This window comes from Anaerospora hongkongensis (genome assembly GCF_004339805.1).
Classification (GTDB): domain Bacteria; phylum Bacillota; class Negativicutes; order Sporomusales; family DSM-15969; genus Anaerospora; species Anaerospora hongkongensis.
The window spans coordinates 1-23,695 of sequence record NZ_SLUI01000001.1; the positions used below are offsets into that span (position 1 = coordinate 1).

The 23,695-nt window shown below is 47.4% G+C and carries 26 protein-coding genes; 1 reads left to right on the forward strand and 25 read right to left on the reverse strand.

Features of this window, described 5'->3' with window-relative positions; genetic code table 11:
• Positions 1–376 precede the first annotated feature (376 nt).
• The 13 genes from EV210_RS00005 to EV210_RS00065 form a co-directional block, all read right to left on the reverse strand.
• Entirely contained in the window at positions 377–1,117 is a 741-nt protein-coding gene (locus EV210_RS00005; protein WP_132073730.1) for an Imm26 family immunity protein, read from the reverse strand.
• 27 nt (positions 1,118–1,144) lie between these two features.
• Entirely contained in the window at positions 1,145–2,188 is a 1,044-nt protein-coding gene (locus EV210_RS00010; protein ID WP_132073732.1) for a hypothetical protein, read from the reverse strand.
• Positions 2,189–2,231: 43 nt separating this feature from the next.
• Positions 2,232–2,993, reverse strand: coding sequence for a hypothetical protein (locus EV210_RS00015; protein ID WP_132073734.1), 762 nt, complete (start codon positions 2,991–2,993; stop codon positions 2,232–2,234).
• A gap of 54 nt (positions 2,994–3,047) precedes the next feature.
• On the reverse strand, positions 3,048–3,623 hold the full coding sequence (locus EV210_RS00020) for a hypothetical protein (protein WP_132073736.1): 576 nt from the start codon (positions 3,621–3,623) through the stop codon (positions 3,048–3,050).
• Positions 3,624–3,663: 40 nt separating this feature from the next.
• Complete coding sequence (locus EV210_RS00025) at positions 3,664–4,221, reverse strand: hypothetical protein (protein WP_132073738.1); 558 nt, start codon at positions 4,219–4,221, stop codon at positions 3,664–3,666.
• A gap of 22 nt (positions 4,222–4,243) precedes the next feature.
• The gene (locus EV210_RS00030; protein WP_132073740.1) at positions 4,244–4,582 is read right to left on the reverse strand and encodes a hypothetical protein; all 339 of its coding nucleotides are present in this window, start codon (positions 4,580–4,582) and stop codon (positions 4,244–4,246) included.
• Between the two features lie 27 nt (positions 4,583–4,609).
• Complete coding sequence (locus EV210_RS00035) at positions 4,610–4,825, reverse strand: hypothetical protein (protein ID WP_132073742.1); 216 nt, start codon at positions 4,823–4,825, stop codon at positions 4,610–4,612.
• 591 nt (positions 4,826–5,416) lie between these two features.
• Entirely contained in the window at positions 5,417–5,971 is a 555-nt protein-coding gene (locus EV210_RS00040) for a flavin reductase family protein (RefSeq protein ID WP_132073745.1), read from the reverse strand.
• Positions 5,972–6,209: 238 nt separating this feature from the next.
• Positions 6,210–7,361 carry a hypothetical protein gene (locus tag EV210_RS00045; protein WP_132073747.1) on the reverse strand — a complete coding sequence of 384 codons (1,152 nt, stop codon included), beginning with the start codon at positions 7,359–7,361 and terminating at the stop codon, positions 6,210–6,212.
• Positions 7,362–7,607: 246 nt separating this feature from the next.
• Positions 7,608–8,693: a hypothetical protein gene (locus EV210_RS00050; RefSeq protein WP_132073749.1), complete on the reverse strand. Its 1,086-nt coding sequence runs from the start codon at positions 8,691–8,693 to the stop codon at positions 7,608–7,610.
• A 303-nt stretch (positions 8,694–8,996) separates the two neighbouring features.
• Positions 8,997–10,283: a hypothetical protein gene (locus EV210_RS00055; protein WP_132073751.1), complete on the reverse strand. Its 1,287-nt coding sequence runs from the start codon at positions 10,281–10,283 to the stop codon at positions 8,997–8,999.
• Positions 10,284–10,434: 151 nt separating this feature from the next.
• Positions 10,435–11,121, reverse strand: a complete 687-nt coding sequence (locus tag EV210_RS00060) for a hypothetical protein (protein ID WP_132073753.1) — start codon at positions 11,119–11,121, stop codon at positions 10,435–10,437.
• Between the two features lie 134 nt (positions 11,122–11,255).
• The gene (locus EV210_RS00065; RefSeq protein ID WP_132073755.1) at positions 11,256–11,792 is read right to left on the reverse strand and encodes a WG repeat-containing protein; all 537 of its coding nucleotides are present in this window, start codon (positions 11,790–11,792) and stop codon (positions 11,256–11,258) included.
• Between the two features lie 117 nt (positions 11,793–11,909).
• Between EV210_RS00065 and EV210_RS00070 the strand changes: the two genes are divergently transcribed.
• Positions 11,910–12,563, forward strand: a complete 654-nt coding sequence (locus tag EV210_RS00070; protein ID WP_132073757.1) for a helix-turn-helix transcriptional regulator — start codon at positions 11,910–11,912, stop codon at positions 12,561–12,563.
• A gap of 80 nt (positions 12,564–12,643) precedes the next feature.
• Here the strand turns inward: EV210_RS00070 and EV210_RS00075 are convergent, their stop codons facing one another.
• The 12 genes from EV210_RS00075 to EV210_RS00125 form a co-directional block, all read right to left on the reverse strand.
• Positions 12,644–13,486 carry an Imm5 family immunity protein gene (locus EV210_RS00075; RefSeq protein WP_132073760.1) on the reverse strand — a complete coding sequence of 281 codons (843 nt, stop codon included), beginning with the start codon at positions 13,484–13,486 and terminating at the stop codon, positions 12,644–12,646.
• Entirely contained in the window at positions 13,486–14,691 is a 1,206-nt protein-coding gene (locus EV210_RS00080; RefSeq protein ID WP_132073762.1) for a hypothetical protein, read from the reverse strand. The genes EV210_RS00075 and EV210_RS00080 overlap by 1 nt, the downstream gene beginning before the upstream one ends.
• Positions 14,688–15,935, reverse strand: coding sequence for a hypothetical protein (locus EV210_RS00085; RefSeq protein ID WP_132073764.1), 1,248 nt, complete (start codon positions 15,933–15,935; stop codon positions 14,688–14,690). Before EV210_RS00085 ends, EV210_RS00080 begins: the two co-directional genes overlap by 4 nt.
• 147 nt (positions 15,936–16,082) lie before the next feature.
• Positions 16,083–17,987: a DUF2207 domain-containing protein gene (locus tag EV210_RS00090; protein WP_132073766.1), complete on the reverse strand. Its 1,905-nt coding sequence runs from the start codon at positions 17,985–17,987 to the stop codon at positions 16,083–16,085.
• Positions 17,951–18,247 carry a hypothetical protein gene (locus tag EV210_RS22410; RefSeq protein WP_165898733.1) on the reverse strand — a complete coding sequence of 99 codons (297 nt, stop codon included), beginning with the start codon at positions 18,245–18,247 and terminating at the stop codon, positions 17,951–17,953. Before EV210_RS22410 ends, EV210_RS00090 begins: the two co-directional genes overlap by 37 nt.
• Positions 18,237–18,710 (reverse strand): hypothetical protein, encoded by a 474-nt coding sequence (locus tag EV210_RS00095; protein WP_132073768.1) that lies wholly within the window; start codon positions 18,708–18,710, stop codon positions 18,237–18,239. Before EV210_RS00095 ends, EV210_RS22410 begins: the two co-directional genes overlap by 11 nt.
• 128 nt (positions 18,711–18,838) lie before the next feature.
• A complete protein-coding gene (locus EV210_RS00100) occupies positions 18,839–19,666 on the reverse strand; it encodes a helix-turn-helix domain-containing protein (protein WP_132073770.1) in 828 nt (275 codons plus the stop codon).
• 253 nt (positions 19,667–19,919) lie between these two features.
• Positions 19,920–20,261, reverse strand: coding sequence for a hypothetical protein (locus EV210_RS00105; RefSeq protein ID WP_132073772.1), 342 nt, complete (start codon positions 20,259–20,261; stop codon positions 19,920–19,922).
• A gap of 116 nt (positions 20,262–20,377) precedes the next feature.
• Complete coding sequence (locus EV210_RS00110) at positions 20,378–21,862, reverse strand: WG repeat-containing protein (protein ID WP_132073774.1); 1,485 nt, start codon at positions 21,860–21,862, stop codon at positions 20,378–20,380.
• 54 nt (positions 21,863–21,916) lie between these two features.
• Complete coding sequence (locus EV210_RS00115; protein ID WP_132073776.1) at positions 21,917–22,276, reverse strand: hypothetical protein; 360 nt, start codon at positions 22,274–22,276, stop codon at positions 21,917–21,919.
• Between the two features lie 101 nt (positions 22,277–22,377).
• The gene (locus EV210_RS00120) at positions 22,378–23,118 is read right to left on the reverse strand and encodes a TIGR00266 family protein (RefSeq protein ID WP_132073778.1); all 741 of its coding nucleotides are present in this window, start codon (positions 23,116–23,118) and stop codon (positions 22,378–22,380) included.
• Between the two features lie 13 nt (positions 23,119–23,131).
• Complete coding sequence (locus EV210_RS00125) at positions 23,132–23,611, reverse strand: hypothetical protein (RefSeq protein WP_132073780.1); 480 nt, start codon at positions 23,609–23,611, stop codon at positions 23,132–23,134.
• Positions 23,612–23,695 lie beyond the last annotated feature (84 nt).

A 23,695-nucleotide genomic window follows, 5' to 3' on the forward strand; every position in this document is an offset into this window, starting at 1 on the left:
GAGGATGGCTGACAGCTTTTGGGACGGTTGTAAAAAACCTAATAACCAAACGCCAGACCAATTACCCCCTTACTGTAAAAGAATAAGTGTAATTGATCAACCATTTTCATGGTTAAATAATTACACTTAAATAGTACCAAGTAACCAAAAAGTCTAGGCCAAAAGCCTACGAAAGCTGAAAATCCGGGTGGCATTTCTAAAATTCGTAAACTCGCTGCGCTCAAACAGTACGAATTTCAAAACGGAATGCCACCCGGATTTTCTCCTGCGGAACGCTTTTTCCGGCAAAGGCCAGGAGGGGTACGGGAGTAACAGAAAGTTACTAGTGAGTATAGCCATTGCGCTAATTATTTTGAGCGACAACCCCAATCAATCCTTAACAACCTGCAAACTCCTGTTTTTTAAACCCTGACCGTCCATCGGTCCGGGGTTTGTGCGGATAAAACCTCGCTAGATCAAAGCCACACCGCAGGGCAAACTCATAATAGGGTTCATTTTCTTTGAGTCCCAGCGTCTCGTATACCTCCCGCTGCCGTTCATGAAAGCGGAGATCGCATTTGGCTAAAGACCAGCCGGTCTGGTGGTCTCCTTGATAATAGCGAACGTACTCTTGACCAATGCCGCCAAGCATGCGATTGATTTTCGGAATCCCTCGCCAGGCATCAATATTCTTGAGATCATCGTCCGGCAGGCGCAGGCAGACTTCACCGCGGCAAAAATACCAGCGGGCGCCGCCTGACCAAATTTGAAACAAGCTCTCGGGAAATTCCACCTCCGCCGGATTTACCGGTACATGGCCAATGATAGGATAATTCCCGTTTATTATGTTGTAGGATGACACATTGATGCCAGGGAACAGGATTTCCGAACGTTCCGGTGTAGGCTCAGCAAATACTTTACTGTACACCTCGAGGAGCACGCCTATAAGGTCCCGCACAAATCTGGTCCCCGGCCTGAGCTTCTCTGAAGGTGCTTGCTCAAATTCAGCTTCCACTTTTTTTACTTCTGCCTCTTGAATTTGCTCTTTAGGATACATCATAACCCTGGCTGTGACAAACTCAGTGTCAGATAAGGGCACAGCCACCAAATCGCCAGCTTTAAACTTGATGTCTTTCATACACTCACCCTTTCAGTTACCCTCTACTCATTTGGGGTCGATGGCCCAGCATGGGGCCATGTCTTTAGCAATGTTCTGAATGAACTCATATGCGTCCTCATCATCTTCAAAAGTTTGGCCGCCATAATCCTGGACAAGCCGCTCCCAATGGTAGGCCTGAATTCCCTGGCCCAACACCTGCTGAAAGGCTTGCGCAATCTCTCTGGTTTCTTCTAGGCTGTTTTCGCCATGCCGGGCCGCCGCGACTGCTCTCGCATTATCCGCCGGTTCTTTATAATAATAGGAGAGCAAAAACTGTTTAACCTTGTCGATGGGCTGGGAAATGTCTCCTGCCAAACAAGCCAAAATATCTTGGCGGTTTTTATAGGTGTTTAGTGTCTCCAATGCTTCGCTCAGCTTGTTCTGAACCACAAAGCGGTCACGGTTTTCAAATTGGTATATTTTATCACTAAAATCATTAACAACTACATTAATCCGGTATCGACCCTCAGGGCTGTTGCTTGGAACCCACCCTAGATCAACGATGCAAGGGCAGCCATCTACAAGCGGGCCTGTTGATTGCAAGTGCAGCATATCTTCGGAAAAGCAATGCTTTTCAATATAGTATGGGTCGCATGTGAGGTCATAAAAAGCGTTGGACCACATCCGCCACCCTGTGGGAACGGCTAGCGGCATCAGCAGATACTTAGGCGTGTGAGGTTCCTGTTCCAAAGCTTCCCTGGCCTCCTCGTTAGTGGAACAGGGAAAAACCAATTGATATAACCATGAATTAAGCTTTTCCTGTACCTCCAGCCGGTCCTGGCTGACAAACTCCATAAGATTAGAATAGTAACCCTCTTTCCTGGCTGCCTGGATACGGTACTGCCCAACTGTCTCGCCTGGCAGCGTCGTCCAGTCGACAGTAATCTGATGAAGGGCGCACTTGGCATAAAAGAGAGCAAAAGAATATTCCACCCCTTCATCAAAGTATTCCGGCTTAACCAGCAATTTGCCTGAAGGCAAATCATAGAAACGGTTCAATAGCACCTCCCAGTCGCTGGGAATAGCAAGATTCATGATAGATACGTGCATAACAGACCCTCCTAAGCTTGCAAATCGCGATTACCTCACTGTGTTATTCTAGCAATGCGGCCAAATAAAACCGTCGATATTTTTCTTCCTCAAATACGACGGGGATCTGTTCCCGGTAAAGCGCAATTGCCAAGATGGCGTTGCAGTCTGGCTCAAAACACGGAAATTGTTCCTGATCATATACAGGTACTTCATTGACCTCATAGTCATGGAGCCAATAGTCAGCCAGCGCCATACAAGCTGCCTTAACCTTGGTGCCGTTTTTTTGTGTAATGGCTTGATACAATTGAAGCCAATGCTCATCATCATAGGCGGGATTTTCCTCTGGCAAAACCACAGGGTATCCTGTCATTAATCCATATAGTATTCGAGAAGAAACACCTTCAAAGTCGGATTTTTCGGGCCAGTCCTGATAGCGTTCTAAGGAAAAATCCCGTGCCAAGGCGAAAAACGTAACAGCCTCTTCCGAATCAATGGGATAGTTTTCCCCAATCAGCTTTTGGGAAAGGATGCTCGCAAGACAATTAAACCACATACGGCACCGCTCCGCCGTAGCTCCTGCCGCGCACTCCAATGAACTAAGGCGAAAAATAGCTTGTCGAAGATATTTTATCTTTAAAACAAAAGCGTTGTCACGCTGCCACGCGGCAGCTTCCAGGCGATCAATACCGCTCAGACTGGCCAGCCAATCCGGGGCTAGGCGCGCATAATCAGCGGTTCCGCCCGCAATCCGTTCTACTCCAAATACCGGCGGAACTTGAATAAGCTGAAGTATTTGCTCTTTGATGTGGGTAATGTTGTCCATATAATCCTCCCGACCAATTTAACTTTCGCAATAACAAGTTAGATAGTTCCTCGCTCAACTGTTCCCGGTAAACTTCCGCAAAACCGCACCTTCCGGTATTCGGTGAAAGGCAGCAATCATGTCTTGTTGGCTGATTCCCAGCTCATCAGCCAGATACGCATCCACATGAAAAACCGGCGACGTGGGGTCAACCGAATAGTTGCTTTGCGTCACTCCGGCCTCATCAGTGAAAAAATGATGCACCTCATTCCCGCCCTCAAAGCTGTGCCGCTCGTCGAAACCATGTTCAGTGTACTTGCCTGTTATGATATCGCCAAACATGTCATTATACAGATGGGCAAAGAACCGATACGAAGCATGGCTGGCCTTCATGGCTTTATCGACCAGATAGGGAAACCCGTCTTCCTGGAAAAACTCGCGTTGCCGGCTATAGCACGCTGACCGGCGATACCCGCCTACCAGGTAGAAAATAGCTGAAACATTGGCAGTGACGGCCACCTTGACATAGCTCTCCTGTAGATGCGGATGAGGGGTTGGAAATTTGGCTTCTGTTTCCTGAATAGCCTGTCCTACAGCCTGTTCGTCGAATTGCCCGTTTTTATATACTATAGCAGTAAACATGTAACTCATCGCTATACCTCCGGCGTAATAATTGGGGTATTCAAATCTTTTAGGGTATGTTCTCAACTAAGACGTTCTCACCAGCCGCAATCGCACGGGTAATATCTAATCTGGCCGCCAAAGACAAATCACTAATAGCCACCTGTGGCTCTCCAGCGTGGGGTGTGGCTTGATAGCCCGTTCCCATAAACTCCTTATCCTCTGGAAGTACAATTCGCCAGAGTAAGGGCATTCCATCCCACTTGATCTCGGTCAAAAATTCCCCGGCAACATAAAAGGCGCTTTTCACCCCCGTCTGAGGAAACCCGACTGCAAATGCCTCGCCGTTTTCAGACCTCATCTGAAAAGGACTCCCGTTTGCCAGCAGATACTCTTCCAAACGCAATAAAGCCTCTGCTTTTGCGCCGTAGAAATCGACGGCCGGCACTAGCTGTGCGCTTGTCGAAAGGCGAGGTTGAGCTGCCTCTAGTTTAATCCACTCATCTCCCGCCAAAACTTCATACACCCCCGGGGGAATCCAGCTTTTCTGTGTATTAATATGGTATAAACGCAAGCCCGCTCGCACCTTCTTAATGACAAGAAAGGGAGTTCCTTGTGGCATCATCATTGAATTACCTTCCTGTAAAAACTTATCGTCCGCACCGTTTCAGCGCCAAATCTGCATTGACCTTGCTTACCTGCCCTTCAAAAAGCAAACGGGCCTCTCTTCCTGAAAGGAACTGCAAATCCAGTTCCTCACAATTCGTATTTTTAATGGTTGCAAATTCTTCTGCTGTAATGGGGATTTGATATTCTTCCAGAATATCTTCTCCACCAAACCTCATTTGTTCATATAGCAGCGAATAATACAGGCGCCCGCATTGCTGGCACGCTACCACTGCCTCACATGCGCCGGGGCTATAGCTAACTGTGTGAATGCCTTTGCATTTTGAGCATAGGCATTTGTCTTTGATTTTTTCTTCCGCCATGTAAGCTATCCCTCTTCCTTCATAATCTCAGCCCTGATCTGTCTCGCTCTTGCCTAATGCCGGGATAACCCACCGCAGTTCCGGGTTGCCGTCCAGAATCAGTTCTTCCAAATTATCAAACATAAGTATTGCCAGATCAATTTCTTTCAGCTGTTTGTCCGATAGATCCAGAGTTACTACGCTTGCCGGGTTCTGCCGCCCTGCTTCTATTGACGTAACTGTATCTCCTTGTTTCAAAGACACGATTGATCACCCTTCCATTATCATCAAGTCGGACAAAACATTCCTTATTTTTATCAGCTATTTTCATTATAAAACATCACTTGTTTTGCGTATTGTAAAAAAGCGACAATTATGTTCTATTGTAAGCAGTTTCATTTTTCCGAAGCTCTAACAAAAGTCTAGGCCTGAAGCCTCCAAAAGCTGAAAAGCCAGGCGATATTCCTAAAACCCGTAAACTCGCTGCGCTCAAACAGTACGGGTTTCTTAACGGACTATCACCCAGCTTTTCTCCTTCGGAACGCTTTTTCCGGCAATGGCCGAAGGGGTACGGAGGTTACGAGGGATGCCGTAGCACTGACTCTTGGCCCAAACCGGACGTAACTTTACTGAGGCTCAGGGGACCGTTATGCATAAGCAGAGGTTAAGCGCCAGCGGCGGAGCGTTGTATAATGGTCGCCTGCGCCAGGCTTTGTACTTGACACCTCTTGTTTTATCCAATGACTAATCCTTTTTATTTTAAGGTCTCCGCAACTCCCAAATTCTGATACATAAACAAACAACAGCCGGTCACATCCGGCTGTTGTTTATACACTAATGTTACAACAAAATCACTTATTCCCGCCCGATCTTCCAGGCCTGGCCGATTTTATTGCCAAGACTTCTGTATTCTGTTGTCATTTGTCCTAAAATCAGCGGATTTAGCTGATCCAGATCAATCTTGCCGTTTACAATTACTTTCTCATCAGCATGAATGCCCACAATATCACCGATAAAGATTTCGTTCTTGCCGCTTACAACAATCTTATCCAACTTGCATTCCACGCTGAGGGAAAATTCCTCGATCAGGGGAGCCGTGTCTGACTGGTCGTAAAACACGGTAAAATATGTTGACTTATCGACTTTTTCACCGGTAACCAAACCTGCTAAATCAACAATTTTCATATGCTCGGTGGAAGGAAAACATACGCTGAAGGTTTCATTTTCTTTTATTCCCTTATTGGTATGGTGATGGTTTCCCAAGGTAACAGCCAGCTTGGCAGGGCTATAACTAACCATACTTACCCAGGCTGCTGTCATGAAATTGGCTTTGCCTGCTACGGTTGAGCCGATAACAGCTACCGGCATCGGAAAATTAACAATGCCACTGCCTAAATTTACTTTTGCCATTCATATGCCTCCTTGTTGTATCCCAAACTTTTATTACTTAACCTTGCCGCAAAAACGGACAAGCGTAAAGCCATTTTTCTCGCCTTATTTCCTGATGACAATATCCATTAGTCCTAAAATGACAGGTCAGATACCATTCCATAACACTGTAGCCCCGGTCTGTTTCCACAACATAAAAGATCTGTCTGACAAATACGACCGTACCTGTCGCCGCCATTGCTAAGGCCTGGGAACTTCATCACTCCTGATCAAGGTTGCAAAGAAGTTTTTGACCATCCCAACCGTAATTGAAAAGATAACCGTTTTTTTCAGGGTCTTCCACCACAATCCGGCACACCGCGAGCTGCCGCACATCGGCCAGTAAGGCAGCTTGCAGACAGCGGAACAGCTGCTCAATTTGAGCTGCCTTCATATGCTCTGACCTTACAGCAAGAGAAAGAGCAACGTAATTTAAACTCTGATCTCCCCGCCCTTCCAAAACTGCCACCCCGCCTTCGGCACTTTCGATCAGCACATGAAACTGATAATCTCCTCCATCGACAAAACCCTTACCATTCTCATCAACGTTATCCATGGCCTGGAGAATAGTGCCGCCCGTCATGTGCCATAACCGGGCGAGAAGCCAAGACGGCTTGCTGGCTGCTTGTCCGAATTCCCGCTCCACCGTTTCCTCCAGCGATCTCGTCACACTTACCCCGTCAAACTCTACCAGATCTTCTGCTGTAGGCTCCAACCTTTCCGGCCGGTGCATTCCTTGTTCAGCCGTCCACAGCCAGACATCTGCTTCATAATGTATGTCCCGCACCAGATCTGTAAAATCGTCTGGATGACGAAGTCCGGGGACAATCCGGCAGTAAAAGCCGCTACCGATATAAAAACCCGGTATTTTCTCTCCGGTTTGCGCGTCCAGCACAGCATCCACCCAGCCGCCAGGCGGGTCCCACTCGCCGCTGACCCGAATATATCTGTTGGCACAGTCCTGCACAACAACCCCGTCAAGCCCCAGGCCCTGGCTTTCCCAGACCAGCTTTCCCGCTGCATCAAAACAGGTAAGATCACAAGCGGACGCTGCAAGCAGTCTGTCACTACACCGGAAAAACTCACTAACATATCCTCGCAACGGCCAGTGCTGCACACTATAATCGATGAGATCTAAAACATAGATATCCTCAGCGAAGCCAAAGAACGCGTACTCTCCAAGCCACTCCGCCTTGGTCCTTATACTGTGTTCATAATGCAGGCAGACCGCCAGCAAAGGCTCGCCGTCCTGCCCTATAGTGCAGCAGGCTCCTACGCCGGTTTCCTCCGGGTTACCTAGCACAACAAGGGGTATTGCAGGCGGCAAATGCTGCCGCTCTATCCAATTGATTTCATAAGCCACTTCACTCACCTAGCCTCGCCCATTTTCATATCCCTATTGTAAAATATCTGGCCGAAGCTGTATTGTAAAAAAACGACATCGTGATGATGTCGTTAAGAAGCTTTATTTTGCTGTATCCTCCAGTCGCTAGATTGCCTTGCCAACTCAACCCGGTCGTGAAAGCTGAGAACTTCCATTACGGTTCCCTCCGTTGCTATAAATGAGACTAAGATTGAGAAGGGGTAAAAATCCCATCTCAATCTTAGTCATCAGATGTTACAGCAACAGCAGCTCCAAAATCCCTTTTTCTAGAAAATTGCGTTTACGCCGTGCCGCATCCTGCTGATCCAGGTCGTCCGTCCTTGGGAAGCTACGGATGGCCTCCTCCCAAAAGCTTTCCCTGTCCTTCGGCATGTGTACAAAGGTCATCAACAGGCATTCAAAATCCAGCCCCTCCAAAAGCACCCCATACCTCACGTCCCATTCCCGCAGGGTATTGATATGCTGCTCCATACTTTCATCATAGAAAAACATGTGAGCATAGGCCAGCCATTTATCCTCCGCCTTGAACAAGGTGTAGCGGGTAATCTCTATGCTGGCACCGCCCTCCTCGTCATAAGCCAAAAAGCTTTTCCAGACCTGATAGCCAAAGGGCGCCAGCTTGCTGCGCAGCACTTCAAAAAAGCATTTGCGGTTCTCCTCCGGGTCTTCTATGCCGATAACTAAGAAGAGCTTGATTGCGTCCGGCTTTTCCTCCTGTTTTACAAACAGCTTTTGCGGAATGGTTTCATTCCGATAGCTGCTGTAATGGTAAAAAAGAGGTTCCTGCCCCATGTTATCCCATTCTCCCCAACCAAACTCCGGCGGTATCATTCCCTGCTCCAGCGCCAAATCGGTGGTTAGCGCCTCCAGCAGCAGCCGGAGCAAGTGTTCCTCCTCCAACTCACCGGCAAGCTCCAGCGGTGATTCCCCCGGACGGTATCCCTCCAGCACCTGTGCGCCGAGGGACAATAGCAGCCTTACCAGCTCGCCATCCTTATGCCGGACAGCATATTGTAGGGGCGTGCCGCCCTCCAGCACCGGCTGCTCCATGGGAAAGCGGTTATGCCCCGCAAGCATACGGATGCACTGGAAGTCTTGCTCAAGCACCGCCTTGACGGGATTTGCCGAAAGCGCTTCCTCCGTTTGGCATTGCTCCCCGTAGACACGCCGCCAATAGCTCTTATTTCTCTCTCTGCGGCGGAACATAACCCTCTCCATCCACATTGGGAAAATCTGGCAATCCAGGTTGTCCCACGGATACGCGATCCCAAGCCGTTTCCGCCAAGGGTCCTGACTATGTGACTGATGCTGATCTGTCATAGCTACCTCTTTTCTTGCACATGAGCAGTTAACGTTGTCTTAAAAAGAATGCAGCAAGCAATTTTCATATTTTCATTGCAAAATATTATTTCGTACCAAAGGTCCTCGCCCAGGTAACATCCCCGATTGCTTGCTCATAGGGAACGCCAAATGGGGTCAATCCATTCGCAATAGATGCCAGCGACGCTTCGGGGTGTTTTTTGAAAAACGCATTGCAAAGCTTATTGAATTATGCCTTGGCCAGTTGCTCTCGCGGTTCACCTTCCTTCATAACCCGATCCCCCCTTTACACAGTCTTTACCGTCAGGTATAAACTTTTGTTGTAATAACCCCGGCAAAAACTCCAGGGCGGAAGGTTCCGCCGATCACGACGGGAAACTCCGGCGACTGGACGATGGCCAATGTCGCCCGTCCTTTCAGCGTCTCCTTCATCAGCTTGCCGGCGGCCCGGTATGCCTTATAGGCTTTCGGTTCCAGATATTCTTTGTAATAGTCGTTCCTCTGGTTGGGCCAGAAGGGGCAGTTATACTTGGTAAGCATCGCAGACTTAATTTTCCCCTGCACGGTATGCTCGAGTGTGGTAAAGCAGGACGGCACATAGGCCAGCTTATCATCATAGCAGACAAGCGGATAATAGCTCCGCTCCCCTTCCGATTCAAGAGCGGTACAACCCCCGTCCCGCAGGATGCTCACCAGGTTCTGCGCAAAAGCCATCGCGTCCCCCAGGTCCTGCCAGGGCAGCGAATTAGCGGCTGGATCTTTACCGTCCGGAAAGAAGCCGCTGGTATAAAACCGTCCGCCTAGCAGCTTAAGACACATGACATAGGCAGGGTCTTCTTCTACTACTCCTAAAAAGTTTCGCTGCCAGAGCACAACTTCCGCAATATCGCCAAACCTTTCAATAAACCGTGCCTTTGCGAGTGGCATTGAACTGAGGTCCTGGCATTTGGGTGCGGCAACTGCCTCTGTCTCTGTCTTGGCAACTTCCTTCGCCGGTTCTACAGCCGGGATTGAACCGCCGCTGGCCAGTTCGTCCGCAGCTTTGCTGGTGGCTTCATATTCGGCCAAATCCTGCGGATCGGCAGGCGGCTGAAACTGTTTCACCGCCTGCAACGCTCCCAGCGGCTCAAGCGGATTTCCCAAGGAACGGCCACTGCCCGTATTTTGTTGTGTGATAATCTTAAAATTCGGCTGTCCAGTCCGTCGATTCACGATTTTGGCTACATATAGCACCCAATCATAGGAATCGCTCCACTCTGCTGTTTCTACCCCATCCTTTTGCCGCAACCAACCAATAGGGGAACTGACATAACAAGCATACACCGAACCATAGTTGGGGTGAGCATACTGTTTGACCTGAAATAGAGTACGCCTTTTTAGCGCGGCCAAGTGCCGCGGTGCCTCAGCAAACCACTCTTCACTCGTGTTTAGATCGCGATTTACATTTGTCCGCAGACCTCCGCCATACATCAGGTCGACAAGCTCACGCTGATCTTCATATATATCCTCGTCACGTTCTTCATAAGAGGCCTTGAAGGCCAAGTATTCCTGCTCAATAAAGTTTTGAATAAAAGCAATCGCTTCGTCCATAACATATCCTCCGTTTAATTGTTTTCCGGCAAAAATAAATGCGCAACATGGTTTTTCTGTCATTATAGCGATTTTATATCTTGCTGTATTGTAAAAAAACGACATCCTGCGCCAGGATGTCGTTTTTATCAATCATATAAGAGCTTACAGTTCAGCCATCAACTAACCTATCTGTATCAAGAAAATGAGCCAGCTCCAACCAATTCTCCAGTACGAAGATGGCTCTTGCCATATCATCTACCGAAATCTTTTTATAAAAGTCCTCATCGTTTTCTTGCTCGACAACCAACGTAAAAAAAGAACTATTGAATTCCTTGTGATACCGCACGGTGATCTGAATCCAGCCGTACAAATATCTGGCTGCTGAAAAAATGATGTGGCCATTTCTTTCCTCTCCTGGCAGAGCGGCAAACTCCATTTTATCCAGGTCCTTTATCCAGTGATTCAGCCTAACCTCCCACCCTGTAGCAATCCGTAGCGGAATCAGACTCTCCCCCTCAGCATAATTAGCCAGCAAGTCGTTGATCCGTTCAACAATCTCTTGCGAGGAGCGGCTGGCATATTCAAGAACTGGCTCTTCCTCGTCCTTTTTATGAACACAAAGCTCATACTGACCAGATAAATCCATATCTGGATTCCAGCCGACATCCAAACTAAGTTCTTTATTTAGACGCTGGAGCAGCAACAAATCTTCGGTAAAATACGAATTCAAAGCCCCTGCTTTTCCCTCTCTTTGCAACGCTTCTTCCAGGGAAACATGACAAAAAGTGTTCCAGGCAACCTTCCAGCCTGCCGGAATAGCAAGCGCAATCTTTTCGATTTGGCCGTTTTTACTCATCCCGTCATCTCTCCTCCCGCAGAACCCGCAGGTTAGCTTCAGCTGCCGCATCGCCCGCTGCTGCCGCTTCTTCCCATAGCTTGCGGGCTTTTTCTTTATCAACCGGGACACCAAGCCATGAAAGTAAAACCGGCCTAGATTACCAGCCCCTGATTAAATTCGTGCACACTGTCATACTCAGCCGCAATGGCAATCTGCCCCTCACTGTTCAAAAATCCCCAATGGCCGCCAATCTCAATACCGGCAAACCCTTCTTTGAACAACTGGGCAGAACTTACTGACGTCGGCATACTGATAAAACTACCTCGGTCTGTGACAAAGCCCCAGTCGTCTTCTGTTTGAACCATGGCCATACCGTCTTGAAAAGGGCTGATCATTTGGTAAGCCGGCTTGACGACAAAATTCCCCTGTTTGTTAATAAGCCCGAGTTTGCCGGCTTGCCTGACAACGGCTAGGCCGTTTTCGCCAAAGGGTTGGGCCTCTTCAAATGACGGCACAATAACCCATTTTCCGGTGTGTGGCACGATATAACCATACCGCCAGCCTTCCGGCATTTTTACCGCATATGGATGCAGTTCGTTTTTTGTTTCTATGACTTTTCCTTTGGATTCGCCGGTAACACCTACTGACAGGCAGGCGGTTAACAACAAACTCAAAACCAGTTTTTTCATTCTCTTCGCTCCATTTTACACATTTCGTCTTGATGCAATTAAATAAGATTAATTCTAATGACTAAAGACACGATAATAGTTTTGTAAATCTTATTTTGTAAAGGATAGGCTGTAGCTATGGCATTACGCAATTTATCTGTAACTCCTTCCAATCTTCAATCGATTGGTTTAAATCGTTATATGTACTGGGAAAATACGGTCGGTTCTTTTTCCACACCGGCAACCACCAGTATCATACTGGGAATTATCACAGAAGGCTCAGGCATCTACAACGGTCATGAATCCAAAGCAGGCGATGTTTTCGCCGGTGGTTTCAACATGGAACCCCTGTTCGGAATCGGACGCGATGTATCGCTTCTCTTAATCGATATGGATTTCCACCTGTTTTATCAACTTACCGGTCTCTTGCCATCCATGTGCAGAGAGGTCCTTTTCCTGGAACCGTCAAATACCCTCGCCCGCTGCCGGCAAACCGGTGTTTCTTACCGGGTTTTGCAGCGTGACTTCGCGCACATGTTAGGCATTACACCCAAGCAATACGCAAATGTTCATCGACTCTATCAGGCTGCAGAATATATCAGGCACCGTCAATTGACTGACGCAGCCTTTCTTGCCGGTTACTGCGACCAAGCCCATATGACCCGTGAATTCAAACGCCTCTCTGGCTTAACGCCCAATCAGATCAACCAGATGCATCGCATAGGTTCCAAAATGTTTTTGGCAATAGAGCAAAATGCACGAAAACATCATGCCATTGTCTTACCTTACTAAGTCCAAAGTGCTGTCCTATACCATCCCGTATAGGACAGCACTTTATTATGTCTTTATACTTATGACTAAGGTTCTATTCCTCAGTCCGCAGCCATACCAATATACCCTCTTTGGATATTGGCAAGCGAATCGGGCAAAGCCTCCAGCAGCCACCAGCGCCAGTATCTGCGGTATTTATCAGGTTCTGCTGTCAATACAAATCCCTCCATCTGATAAGGCAGACCTCCGGCATAAGCGACGGCCGCATAAAATTCCATGTCTTCATACCAAAACTCAGCCGGAGTATCTTTCTCAAATACATGAGACGCCTGCTCCGGTTTGATAATGCCTTCGCCGGCAACAACAAGTGATGTGGCAGCAGACAACCCTACCAGTGATTCCGGAAAACGGTGAAGCTGATGCTGGGTGTCTTTCAACCAGGTCTGTTGTGTCCACAGTCTTGCCTTCTGCCAGTTCTGTTCCCAATCTGCCAGGAGAACCGCTTTATCTCCCCGCGTTTTGGCGCTAGCAACACGATTAAATACATTGATTAAATCATCTACTATTGCATCGTCTTGCCAGGCCTGCTTCCACAACGGTTTGACCAGAGCCAGCTGTTTTTCCGCCAGAAATACCCGACTGGAGTTTGCAGGAGGCTTGCCATAGCGCCCCTGATCATACTCAGACATCTTTTGGTAGATATCGGCACGCAAGCCACGCTCCAGATGGTGGTACGGATGCTTCTCGACACTTTCCAGCGCTGCGGCAACGGCTTTCCCAAATTCCGGGGTTGTTCTTGCAGCGATGGCCTGAATAATCCGTTGTTCTCCATAAACATCCCTGTCCATATCCTTTATTTCAACTCCTGTCGCGCCGGAGGCGCTGCAAATTCCTGTTGAAAGAGCCACAATTAAGGTCGTAATTACTAACTTTAATACATTCATCAGGTCTGTACCTGGATGGTTATTATGCCAGCAAAAATACTGGTTGCAAATGTACCGCCGATAATAACAGGACACTCAGTTCCAGCCACAATCGTAAATTCCACTAAATCTTTTAACACAGCCTTCATTTTTCCGTGAACTGTTTTAAAGGCAGCCAAGCTACTTTCGTCCAAATCTTCCGCATAATCTTCGGCAAAATCATCATACCAAAACAAACACTCCCGGTCGTCTAAGGTGTCATATTTAACCACCGCTCCCGGAGGTACATGGTCATTGGCGGCAAAATCTGGCAAGCCGTCAAGCAGCAAGTCGCCGCAGTAAACAAAAGGGAAGTATATCGCATCTCCCTCGGATTCAAGTGCAGTGCAGTCAGCTTCCCGTAAAAAACTTACCATTTCTTTGGAAAACTGAACAGCATCGGCAAGCTCTTGCCAGGGCAGCGATGCTGCAAAGGGGTCTGAACCGTTACAGAAAAAGCCATGGGTAAAAAAGCGCCCCATCAGTAGTTCTAGGCAACGTGCAAAATACAGATTAGCTGCATTATCCTGCTCAATCATTCCCAACCGCTCCACAACTTTAGGCTTCTCCGGCGCCGTTGCGTTCAGCACCGCCTGCCGGGCTAACGGCTGCTTAGTGCCAAAGCTTGGGTAATCTATGCCTTCTTCATTGCCATAATCTTCTTGATCTTTTTCTTTAGTAGGTTCAGTAAAGTGCCATACTCCCGCAAAGATCATGGGCTGCTTGTGAAGCCGCAATCCCTGACTCCACTCCCAGCCTGTATGGCTGTCATTGATTAAGTACTGAGCAATGATTTTATAGCTTTCAGCCACTTTGGCAATATAATAAGAGAAAAAATACTGGGTTCCTTTTTTCCGGTCTGTTCCAACATAGATCCGATAAATCACGCCCCATTCCGGATGCTCGTAAGCTCGAACCATAAACAGTTTACGAACAGCTTTGTTCTGCAGTTGTTCTGCCAACTCAGCGAAAGCCGGCTCGCCGGGCTGGCGGGTCCGCCTAGGGACAGGAGGTTCCCTATCCGGATAAAAAACATCCAGCTTAAAATAGGAGTTCAGTTTGGCAACCTCCTGTTGAAAGCCCTCCTCGTCCAGGTCTTCCCGGCCCACAGCCATTGTTGCTGCGTACTGGGCCGTTAGAAAGGCCTCAATAAACTCCCTGGCTTCAACCGGTAATTCTTGTATCATCCAAAGGTTCCCCCTTCACTGTCCTCTTTACCTATATAAACAATCGATTCAAAAACATTCATCACCCAGGCAATCCAGGCACCGGCTATCCCTTCCAGTTCGACAGCGAGCGAATGTCCAGATGCCTGCACTCTGCAATTCCACTGCTGTCCGTGTCCTGCACCGGCTTTATAGGTGAACGAATCCAGGCAGAGGTACTTATGGTCCCACTGTGTTCGCCAAATTTGCTTGGGCTCAAATACTTCCGTGCCGTCATCGGCAAAAGCATATAAAAACCGGATGTACTTTTCACCGCAATAAAAGGTAATCGGATAGATGATGTTTTCCTCGTCATCATACTCGGCTTCCATGGTGAACTCACCCGGGATACTCGCGCTCCAGCCCTGCGGCAGCAAATAGCGGATCAGATCGTGGCAATAGCCCGCCGGAGTGAATAGGGGCATATCCGGCCCGCCAAAATCCGCCGTTTCACCCGCCAGTTCAGCTAATGCTTTAACTTCCCGCAACGGGATAGGAATACCGGGATTTCGTTGTCTGGCCTGCTTGAACCGTGCCAGTATGAATCTGGCTTTCTCTGTCCAGCGGCTGTTCCAAAGATCAAAAAGAGCGGCATTGCGATAATAATACGCCTCTTTACCGGAATGAAACCAAAGAAAATAATTCTGGGCCAGTTCCAGCCAGGCTGATTGGCTGATGATGTCCCTCACCGCTTCCGCTGTAAAGGCTCCCATCGGTGTAATCAAAAATTCAGTCCGGACAGGCAAACTATTACCATGAGCAGTGAATTCCGCGCTCCGTTCCCAGTCGAAATAATGTTGCCCTCCGTATTCAGCCATTGTTTCAAATTGACTGGCCAACCAGCCGATATAATATTGCTGCAAATTGTCAAAATCTCTGTTTTTCCTATACCCTGCCGGATCATCAATATTCAAATCAAGCGAGAATACCTTGGCCATATCTTCCAAAAGTTCCACAACGGTTTGATGAAAACCAGGTCCCATCAGCGAAGTCGGCGCATGGCCCGATAGTTCGCCGGGATTACAATTAAATTCCACCAGACCCTGTCTTTCGCCCAGATAAAGAATGACCTGATCGCCACGTTCGACAATACTATCAAACTCGTATTTACCCGTTAAACCGGACAGATAATCGGACAAAGTCCGGGCAGATAATTCCGCCCCCTCGGCGCGGTGCTGCCCAGTGAAAGTAATGCCGACGGAAGTAAATATTATTGTTTCCTTCACTATGGCACCTCCAGTTAGAATGGTTGACTAAATTATAATGAAAACAGCACAGACTGTATTGTAAAAAAGCGACATTCCTCTCCCTATAATTAAGAAACCTGTTTATGTCTGTTATATAACAGTTCATAAACAGGTTTTTTATTTTACTTACCAGGTTCCGCCGCCACCGCCGCCGGAACCTCCTCCGCCACCGCTGCTTCCACCGTCCCCGGAGGAATCGTTATTGGTCATATTGCTTTCCAACGCAGCCAGTTCCTCGTTGGCCCAGTTGCTGAAATACAGAGTGGAATATAAATTGATGAACCTGCCTCTAAACCAATGAGGCGCTTCCAACTCCAGTCCGTCAAAAGTTTTCGCCCATATTTCGGACATATTGAACACATAAGCGTAAGCCAGCAAGGAGTAAAAGTAGCTGGAAGGCTGAGATCTGTTTTGTTGGCCTTTTTCCATCTGTTGTTTTAAAGCAATGACTTGGCTCAGCAGACGATTCCCGAATTCAGTGCGGCGCCGCGTAAAGGCTCCGGCGATACCGCAAACCCCGACGGCTAATACTGACAAACTGCTTTCGTTGTCAAGCGCATCTGCGTAAACAAGTAAGCCCAGCAGCATCCCCATCACAAGCAGCAGGCAAATCAGATTTGTCAGTTGACCGGAGATAGAGCCTGTGCCGTTTTTCCTCGCGTAATAACTAAGAAACCCAATAAGCGGAAATACCAAACAAGAAAGACCCAGCGTGCTTGCCGCAATAGTCAACCTGTCTGTCAGCGAATAGGCATCGCCAAACATTTTGGACACGACCAAGACAAGGCTTACCAGTGCTAACAGGTAACAGAGGTTCCGGGCTCTGCCGCTGGCAACGGTATACAGCCGGCGGGCAGGCTCGGCAAAGTAATCCCTAATGGCGTTTGCTACCTTCGCCATTACACCTATGCATTGGGCTCGCAATGTTTCCGTTGATACACTCTCGCCGCTTATGAACAGTGCCTTAAACAGCGTCTGCTCATAGGGCTTCATCCCGTCATCCGCAGCCTTCTGCTTAATCAGAAACATTCTGCCGAATTCATCCGTTTCTACTACTAGGTAGCCTTTTTCGGCCCAATACAGCAGGAGCGCAATCCGGCCTCTTTTTTGAGCATCCCCGCCCAGGATATAGCCGGCCTCAGCCGGCGTAAACTCAGGCAGGGAGGCGTTAGTATCATATTGCTGCAGCCGGGGATTGCGGCCAAAGAAGAGAAACAGCAGTACGCTGACCAGCATAAAGTCCACAGCTAGGCCGCTCCTGATAATGGCGGCAGCATCCTCAACGTTCCTAAAATAGCCTTGTGGCAGCTCCAGGCGGATGCTCAGCCTGTGCCCACTCGGCAGAACTTTGTTCACCGTACCTGAAATACGGTTTCCCTCAACCGTATAGGAAACCTCACTGCCGGCATCTTCGGTGTCGAACATAAAACGGATCTTGCTGGCATCAAAAGCCTTAGGCATTTCGAAACTAAAGCTGATATTGCCAATATAGGTGTCCCATCCATCGCCAATCAAGTTGTAGTAAAGTTCGTCAAACTGCGGCAAGACATCACTGCCAAGAACATAATGATAGCGAATGACATAGCTTTGCTCTCCGGTAACCATTTGTCCGGCATCGCCGATTTTCAGCCGCAACTGATTGGAGTTTGCTTCCTTCTCCATAGGCAGAGGCTGGTTGTTCTTACCGTCAGTTACTGAAATATTAGTGATCTTAGCTTTTTGTGTATGGGCGATAGTTTCTTGATTGATAAACCATCGCAGCTTATTCTTAATCGGAATATTCCTGTAAATACCATGCTTTGGCTGATCGAAGTAAGCGGTTATATTCTCCGTGACTTCCAGGACATTATTGTCATGAACCTTCACCTGCACATCGTAGGCCGTAAGTTTATAGCCGTTAAACGCAAGGATGAGAGGATCAGGCTTAACAGGCTCTGCTGCCTGAGCTGCCGATACAGCAGGCAAAAAACAAAGTAATATCAGCAGTATGTGGGCTAAAACCAAAATGGAGGTGCCACTATATCGTCGCATCTTCCTTCATCACCTTCCTGTTCTCCGCAAATATCAATCAAGCTCTTCCAGTACCGGCCGCCAGCCGGTGTCTCCCCTGCGGGCATCCACATTCTCAAACGACCAATACCGGGCGAAAGTGCTCCCCGCTTAAAGCTCCACTGTGGCCCGCCCTCAACCGTCTCTGAACACCATGACCAATCTTTTCTGCCCCTCAATATAGTGACCTGGCACCCTGCACCACCCGGCAAAGGTACATTCATCAGAGGATTATATTTCACTTGATTCTTCAGCGGAGAGTAGCTCATTCGTCTTCGCATTCTTAAAAAGAATGGTGTTATTTTGAACTCCGGCAAATAGATAGCCCTTGGCAGTTTCCATTTCCTGCACCTTAGCTTCGGTTGCCTCAAACAAGACTTTAATTCCCCAAAACTTCGGGTCATCCACAGCAAGACAATTTCCGCCGCGAATCCGTGACCAGTCTCCATACCCTTCATTACCTTCGGTCATATAAAAACGCGCTGCTTCCAAATCCTTGCGTACAAACCAGAGAGCACCGGTTTTTCGTAAAAACTCCTGCGGATTCCGGGCATACTCGGGATATATGTTTTCATTAATCGACTCTAACCGTTTAGCAGCATTCTCCAAGTTGATTTCCAAATTATTATCTTCGAATACTTTCTCCGACGACTGCCCCAAAACTTCCTGGACTACATTTGAAAGCAGTGAAAAGAAGCTTCCCATTACAATTGCCTCCCCATCCCATTGTGAAATGATTGTAAAAAAAGTATAGCGAACAGGATTTGTTTTGTATTGTAAAAAAACGACATCCTTTGATGTCGCTGTACTTTTCAACCATTTTTGTTTGATTTTTAAATATGTAAATCTCTCCGTAATTCATTGGTCATATAAAAAAAATCCAGTTTTTTAATTTGCGCCGGCGTAAACCCGGACATTTTTTTAAAATCGCGGATCATATGTGCCTGATCCCAATAACCGGCATTCAAAGCCGCCTCTGTTAGATTATATTCGTTAAGCAGTTTAAAAACCTGATTAAACCGCAGTATTCCGACATATTCTTTGGGCGTAACTCCCATTACGGAAACGAAATCCCGCTGCAGCTGCCGGTACGAAACAGCAAAATCACGTTGCAAAACCTCCGTTCCCTGATGCCAGGTTTGAGCCAATAAACCTGTTGCTTCGGCGATCCGCTGAAATTGTGAACTGTATCGCACAGCTTGACAGCGAATCATTTGCTGCATAAAGCTTTCCGCTGTATGTATCCACCGGTTCATAGGCAATTCAAACAGCTGACGCCCCAATTGATAAAACGGATTGAAGCTATCCAGTCTGACTGCTACTTCGGAAAACATCGAAGGCACCATTCCTGTCATCCGGTAATAAAAATTAAAATCCATATCAATGGTAAACAGCGCAAAATTCTTAAGGCTGCTGGTCAAAGGGACCTTGTTTAAACCGCTGACAAATGCATCGCCCGGTTTGATCGAAAACCCTTCATATTGGCAGCTGCCTTTGACCACATAAATCACATGAACATGCGGATCGGCAGGTGTCGTTGTACTGCCATTAGCAAACTCCCAATAGACATAGCGAAAAAGGCCCAGCGGTTTAAATTCGGATTCGGCTTTCCAAAAGCCTTCCTCCCTGTTTTGATAGCATTCAAGCAAGTTTTGCACCATTTGATTCCCGTCTCCTTGATTGAAAATAACCCTTATATTTTTATATCGGCCAATTTATAAGTAAACTTTACAATCATTACTATATTTTTCATGTTTTTCTTATTACTTCCATATTTTAAACGCTGCCAGTGCAAAAAAGTAACAGTTCCGAAGCATTTTTTTGCATTCAGAACTGCTGCTTGTCTATCTGTTATTTACTTTATAAATTCATTCCCTATTATAATAGAAATTTCCTGCTCGTCTCAGCCATCCACTATTGCAAATCGGCATGACTTTCCGGCTTTAATGTAATTCGCGATACTTCCTTCAGGTTTAACTTAGACCAATAGAATTTATGTCCCTGTTCATCAATTACCATAAGGTTATAAAGATCTTGATCACCTTTATCCCAATGGACGGTAACCGTTTCATTATTTAAGATCACATTCATATTCAGTACATCTTCACCCCAATTGGCAGAATTAGCCGGAGCAAAGTGCACCTCATAAAAGTCAAAACCGGCTTTGTTAGTAATCTGCACATCGGAGGCTAACGCCGCTCTGGAACAGAATACCGTCAGCAAAAACGCTGCCAATACTACTATTTTTTTACTCATCGTCATTTCCTCTCTTCTATATTTGATTTATTTAAAATCCACCACTAAACCTCCTTGTAATGCATGCTCTCTATTCCCAACCCCAGTGCTCATCAGGCCAATTAAAAAGCATATTACTATTGTTTTAGTTGCAATAGGAGCTGATTGATCGCCCAGCTAGCTGCCTGATCCTGCGGATTGATCTGCTGGGCTGCCCGGAAAGCGGACAAGGCCGCTTCATACTGGAGGTTTAGCTGGAACCGATAACCGCTAGCCGTGAGATTAGCATAATGCTGCTGGATCTTAGCACCGTCGGCGCCGTAAAAATCCTCATAAATTACAGCAATCTTGGAAGCCAAATATACCGCGTCCGGCAGCCGCCAGAGAACAGGCTGAATGATCCATTCACCGCGCATGTTCAAAATCCCGTATTTCTGCTCCCGGCAGACTGCGATATATTCGAGATCCGGGTTTTTAAAATTCAACTGTTTGATTTCATCAAAAACAAGCGGAAGAAGGAAAAGTCCGTTTCCATCCATTAGGCCGTATTTTCCGCCGCTGCTAATCCAGTAAAGCATCTGTCCGGGCTGCGAATTCCATAGCCGGACATCCTCATATTGCGGCGGTATCTTCATTTTGCCCAGGCGATTGATAAAACCCCAGCGGCCTTGGCTGACCACCTGTGCCAGCTTGCCCGAAAAAACGGCTGCCCGCTCAAACTGGGGCGCGATGACAACCTGGCCTTGCCTGTTTATATAACCCCATTGCGCACCAAGTTTCACTGGCGCCAAATCCTGCTCGAAGCTGCCGGCTCCGTCAAATTGCGGCTCAATGACCAGCGAACCAGTCGAATCAATAAAACCCCATTTGCCGTTTTCTTTGACTGCCGCCAGTCCTGAAAAAAAGCCAAGAGCCGCTTCAAACCGGGGTTCTACGGCCCAGCTTCCCACCTCTGACAGATAACCCCACCTGCCATTTTGTGAGGCAGCAGCATAACCATTATAAAAGCTCGGCTTGGCATCCAGGTCAGGGGTAATCGTCAGATTCCCCTCCTTGTTGACATAGCCCCATTTATTATTTATAACCACGGCTGCCAGGCCATTTTCAAATTCGTGCACGCTGTCAAATGCTGCCGGAACGGCAATCTGGCCCTTCCGGTTTAAAAAGCCCCACTGTCCGTTAATTTGAATACCAGCAAGCCCTTCCTTAAAAAGCTGCCCCGATTCTACAGTCCCAGGCATGGCGATGAACGCACCGCGTTCATCTATAAAGCCCCAGTCCTGCTCGGTCTGCACCATGGCCATCCCGTCCTGAAACGGACTGATCATCTGATATACCGGCTTGACAACAAAGCAACCTTTTTTGTCGATGACCCCAAATTTTCCGTCTTGCATCACCTTAGCCAGGCCATTCGCTTCAAAGGGAAGCGCTTGCTCAAAAGACGGTGGAATAACCCAGACGCCGGTTTGCGGCACTATATAGCCATATCGCTGCCCTCCCGGTGTTTTTACCGCATAGGGATGAAGATCTTCCCTTATTTCAGCGTTTTTCCCCTTGGAGCCCGCCATCATTCCCACTGACAGGCAAGCAGTCAATAATAGGCTTATAACAAATTTTTCCATTTTTACTTCGCTCCATATCTCTTATAAAATAGGAGGACTAATAGCTCTAATGGCCTAATCATGCCGGAAGGGAGCCCGCCACTCTTTAACGCCGCGCTGTTTCAGAACTTCATGCGCTTTTTCCTCTGTCAGCCAGTAATCATAAATCCAAACCTTGAACTCACGTTTCGCCGTCTCGTTATAAAGCTGCTGCAAACCCGGATGATCAAAGGTTCCACTGACTTTATCGCCCTCCTCCGGATCTTTTTCCTGATACCATTCCATTACGCTGTACCCCCGGTCTGTTTCCACAACGTAAAAATTTTCCCGAACATATACGACTGTGCCGGCTGCCGTGCCCGCAAAAGCATGAGCACTAAAAAGCATAAATAAAATACTGAATACGATTGCCTGTAAAAAAAATTGCCTGTTCATTCTCTCACTCCTTTGTTCCAATACAAGAAAGGCTGCCTTTCCAGGCAGCACAACTACAAGTTTCCCGCTGGCGGAAAAACGTATTATGATGTAGTTAGTTTCTATTCTTCCTGTTTTTTGGGTATGGCCTGAATAATCTTGTCAGCCAGACGGCTGAACGGTATCGATTGCAGCCAGACAGTTCCGGGCCCGCTTACAGTTGCCAGAAACAGACCTTCCCCGCCGAAGAGCGCTGATTTAATTCCTTTTGCCATCTGGATATCATAGTGGACATCCCTGGTAAACGCAACCAGGCAGCCCGTATCTACCCGCAGCAGTTCTCCCGCTTCCAACTCTTTTTTAACGATTGTACCGCCGGCATGCACAAACACCATACCATCACCTTCCAGTTTCTGCAGAATGAAACCTTCGCCGCCAAACACACCGGCCCCAAATTTTTGAGTAAATTCAACGCCGATAGCGACCCCTTGCGCCGCACACAAAAAACTGTCTCTCTGGCAAATGATCTTATCCTGATAGCCGGCTAAATTGATCGGTATAATCTGACCTGGATGGGGAGCGGTAAAAACTGCTTTTTGCTTGCCTGCCCCTGCATTCGTATAGGCAGTCATAAACAAGCTTTCGCCGGTCAGCAGCCGTTTGCCGGCGCCAAGCAGTTTGCCCATAAACCCTCCTGCTTGGTTTTTATCCGAACCATCGCCAAAAATCGTTTTCATTTCGATACTGCTTTCCATAAACATCATTGCGCCGGCTTCCGCAATTACAGTCTCGCCGGGGTCCAGTTCGATTTCTACAATCTGCATATCCTGGCCGAAAATTTTATAATCAATTTCATAGCTCATATTGCTTCATCTCCTATAAGACATTCAGATACTTGGCTGTGACTTCAGGCAATTTAGACTTATCGCCTTTGCCTGTCAGCACACCCCAGAATTCAACTTGTTTTCCAACTTTCGGCTCACGAACCATCGCCTTTTCAGTGGTTACCCATACAGCGTCAGTATCGGGGTATTGTATTTTCACCCGAACATTTCCAGTATTCATTTTGACTACTTCTTTTACAGGTCCAGACGCTTTAACCAATTTATTGACATATTGAGTATAGTTGGTATTTAAACCACGCAGCTCCAATTCCTTGCAGGAATCTTTAAAAGACTTTTCATCATTTTGCCCTGCTCCTGCAGTTTGCTGCTGTGCTGCCGGCTGGCTCTGGGCCTGAGGTTTTGTACCAGAGGAGCCGCAGCCGGCAAGAAGAATGCAGCCTGCTGCAACTATTGCGACAATACTGCCTAGCCTGCCATATTTTTCACTAAAGGTTTTTGGTTGCTCAAACATGATAAATCCTCCTTCACTCTTTTTCTATGTTTTATAGAGTCTATCATATAAAAGTCAACAGGCTTTGTATTGTAAAAAAACGAC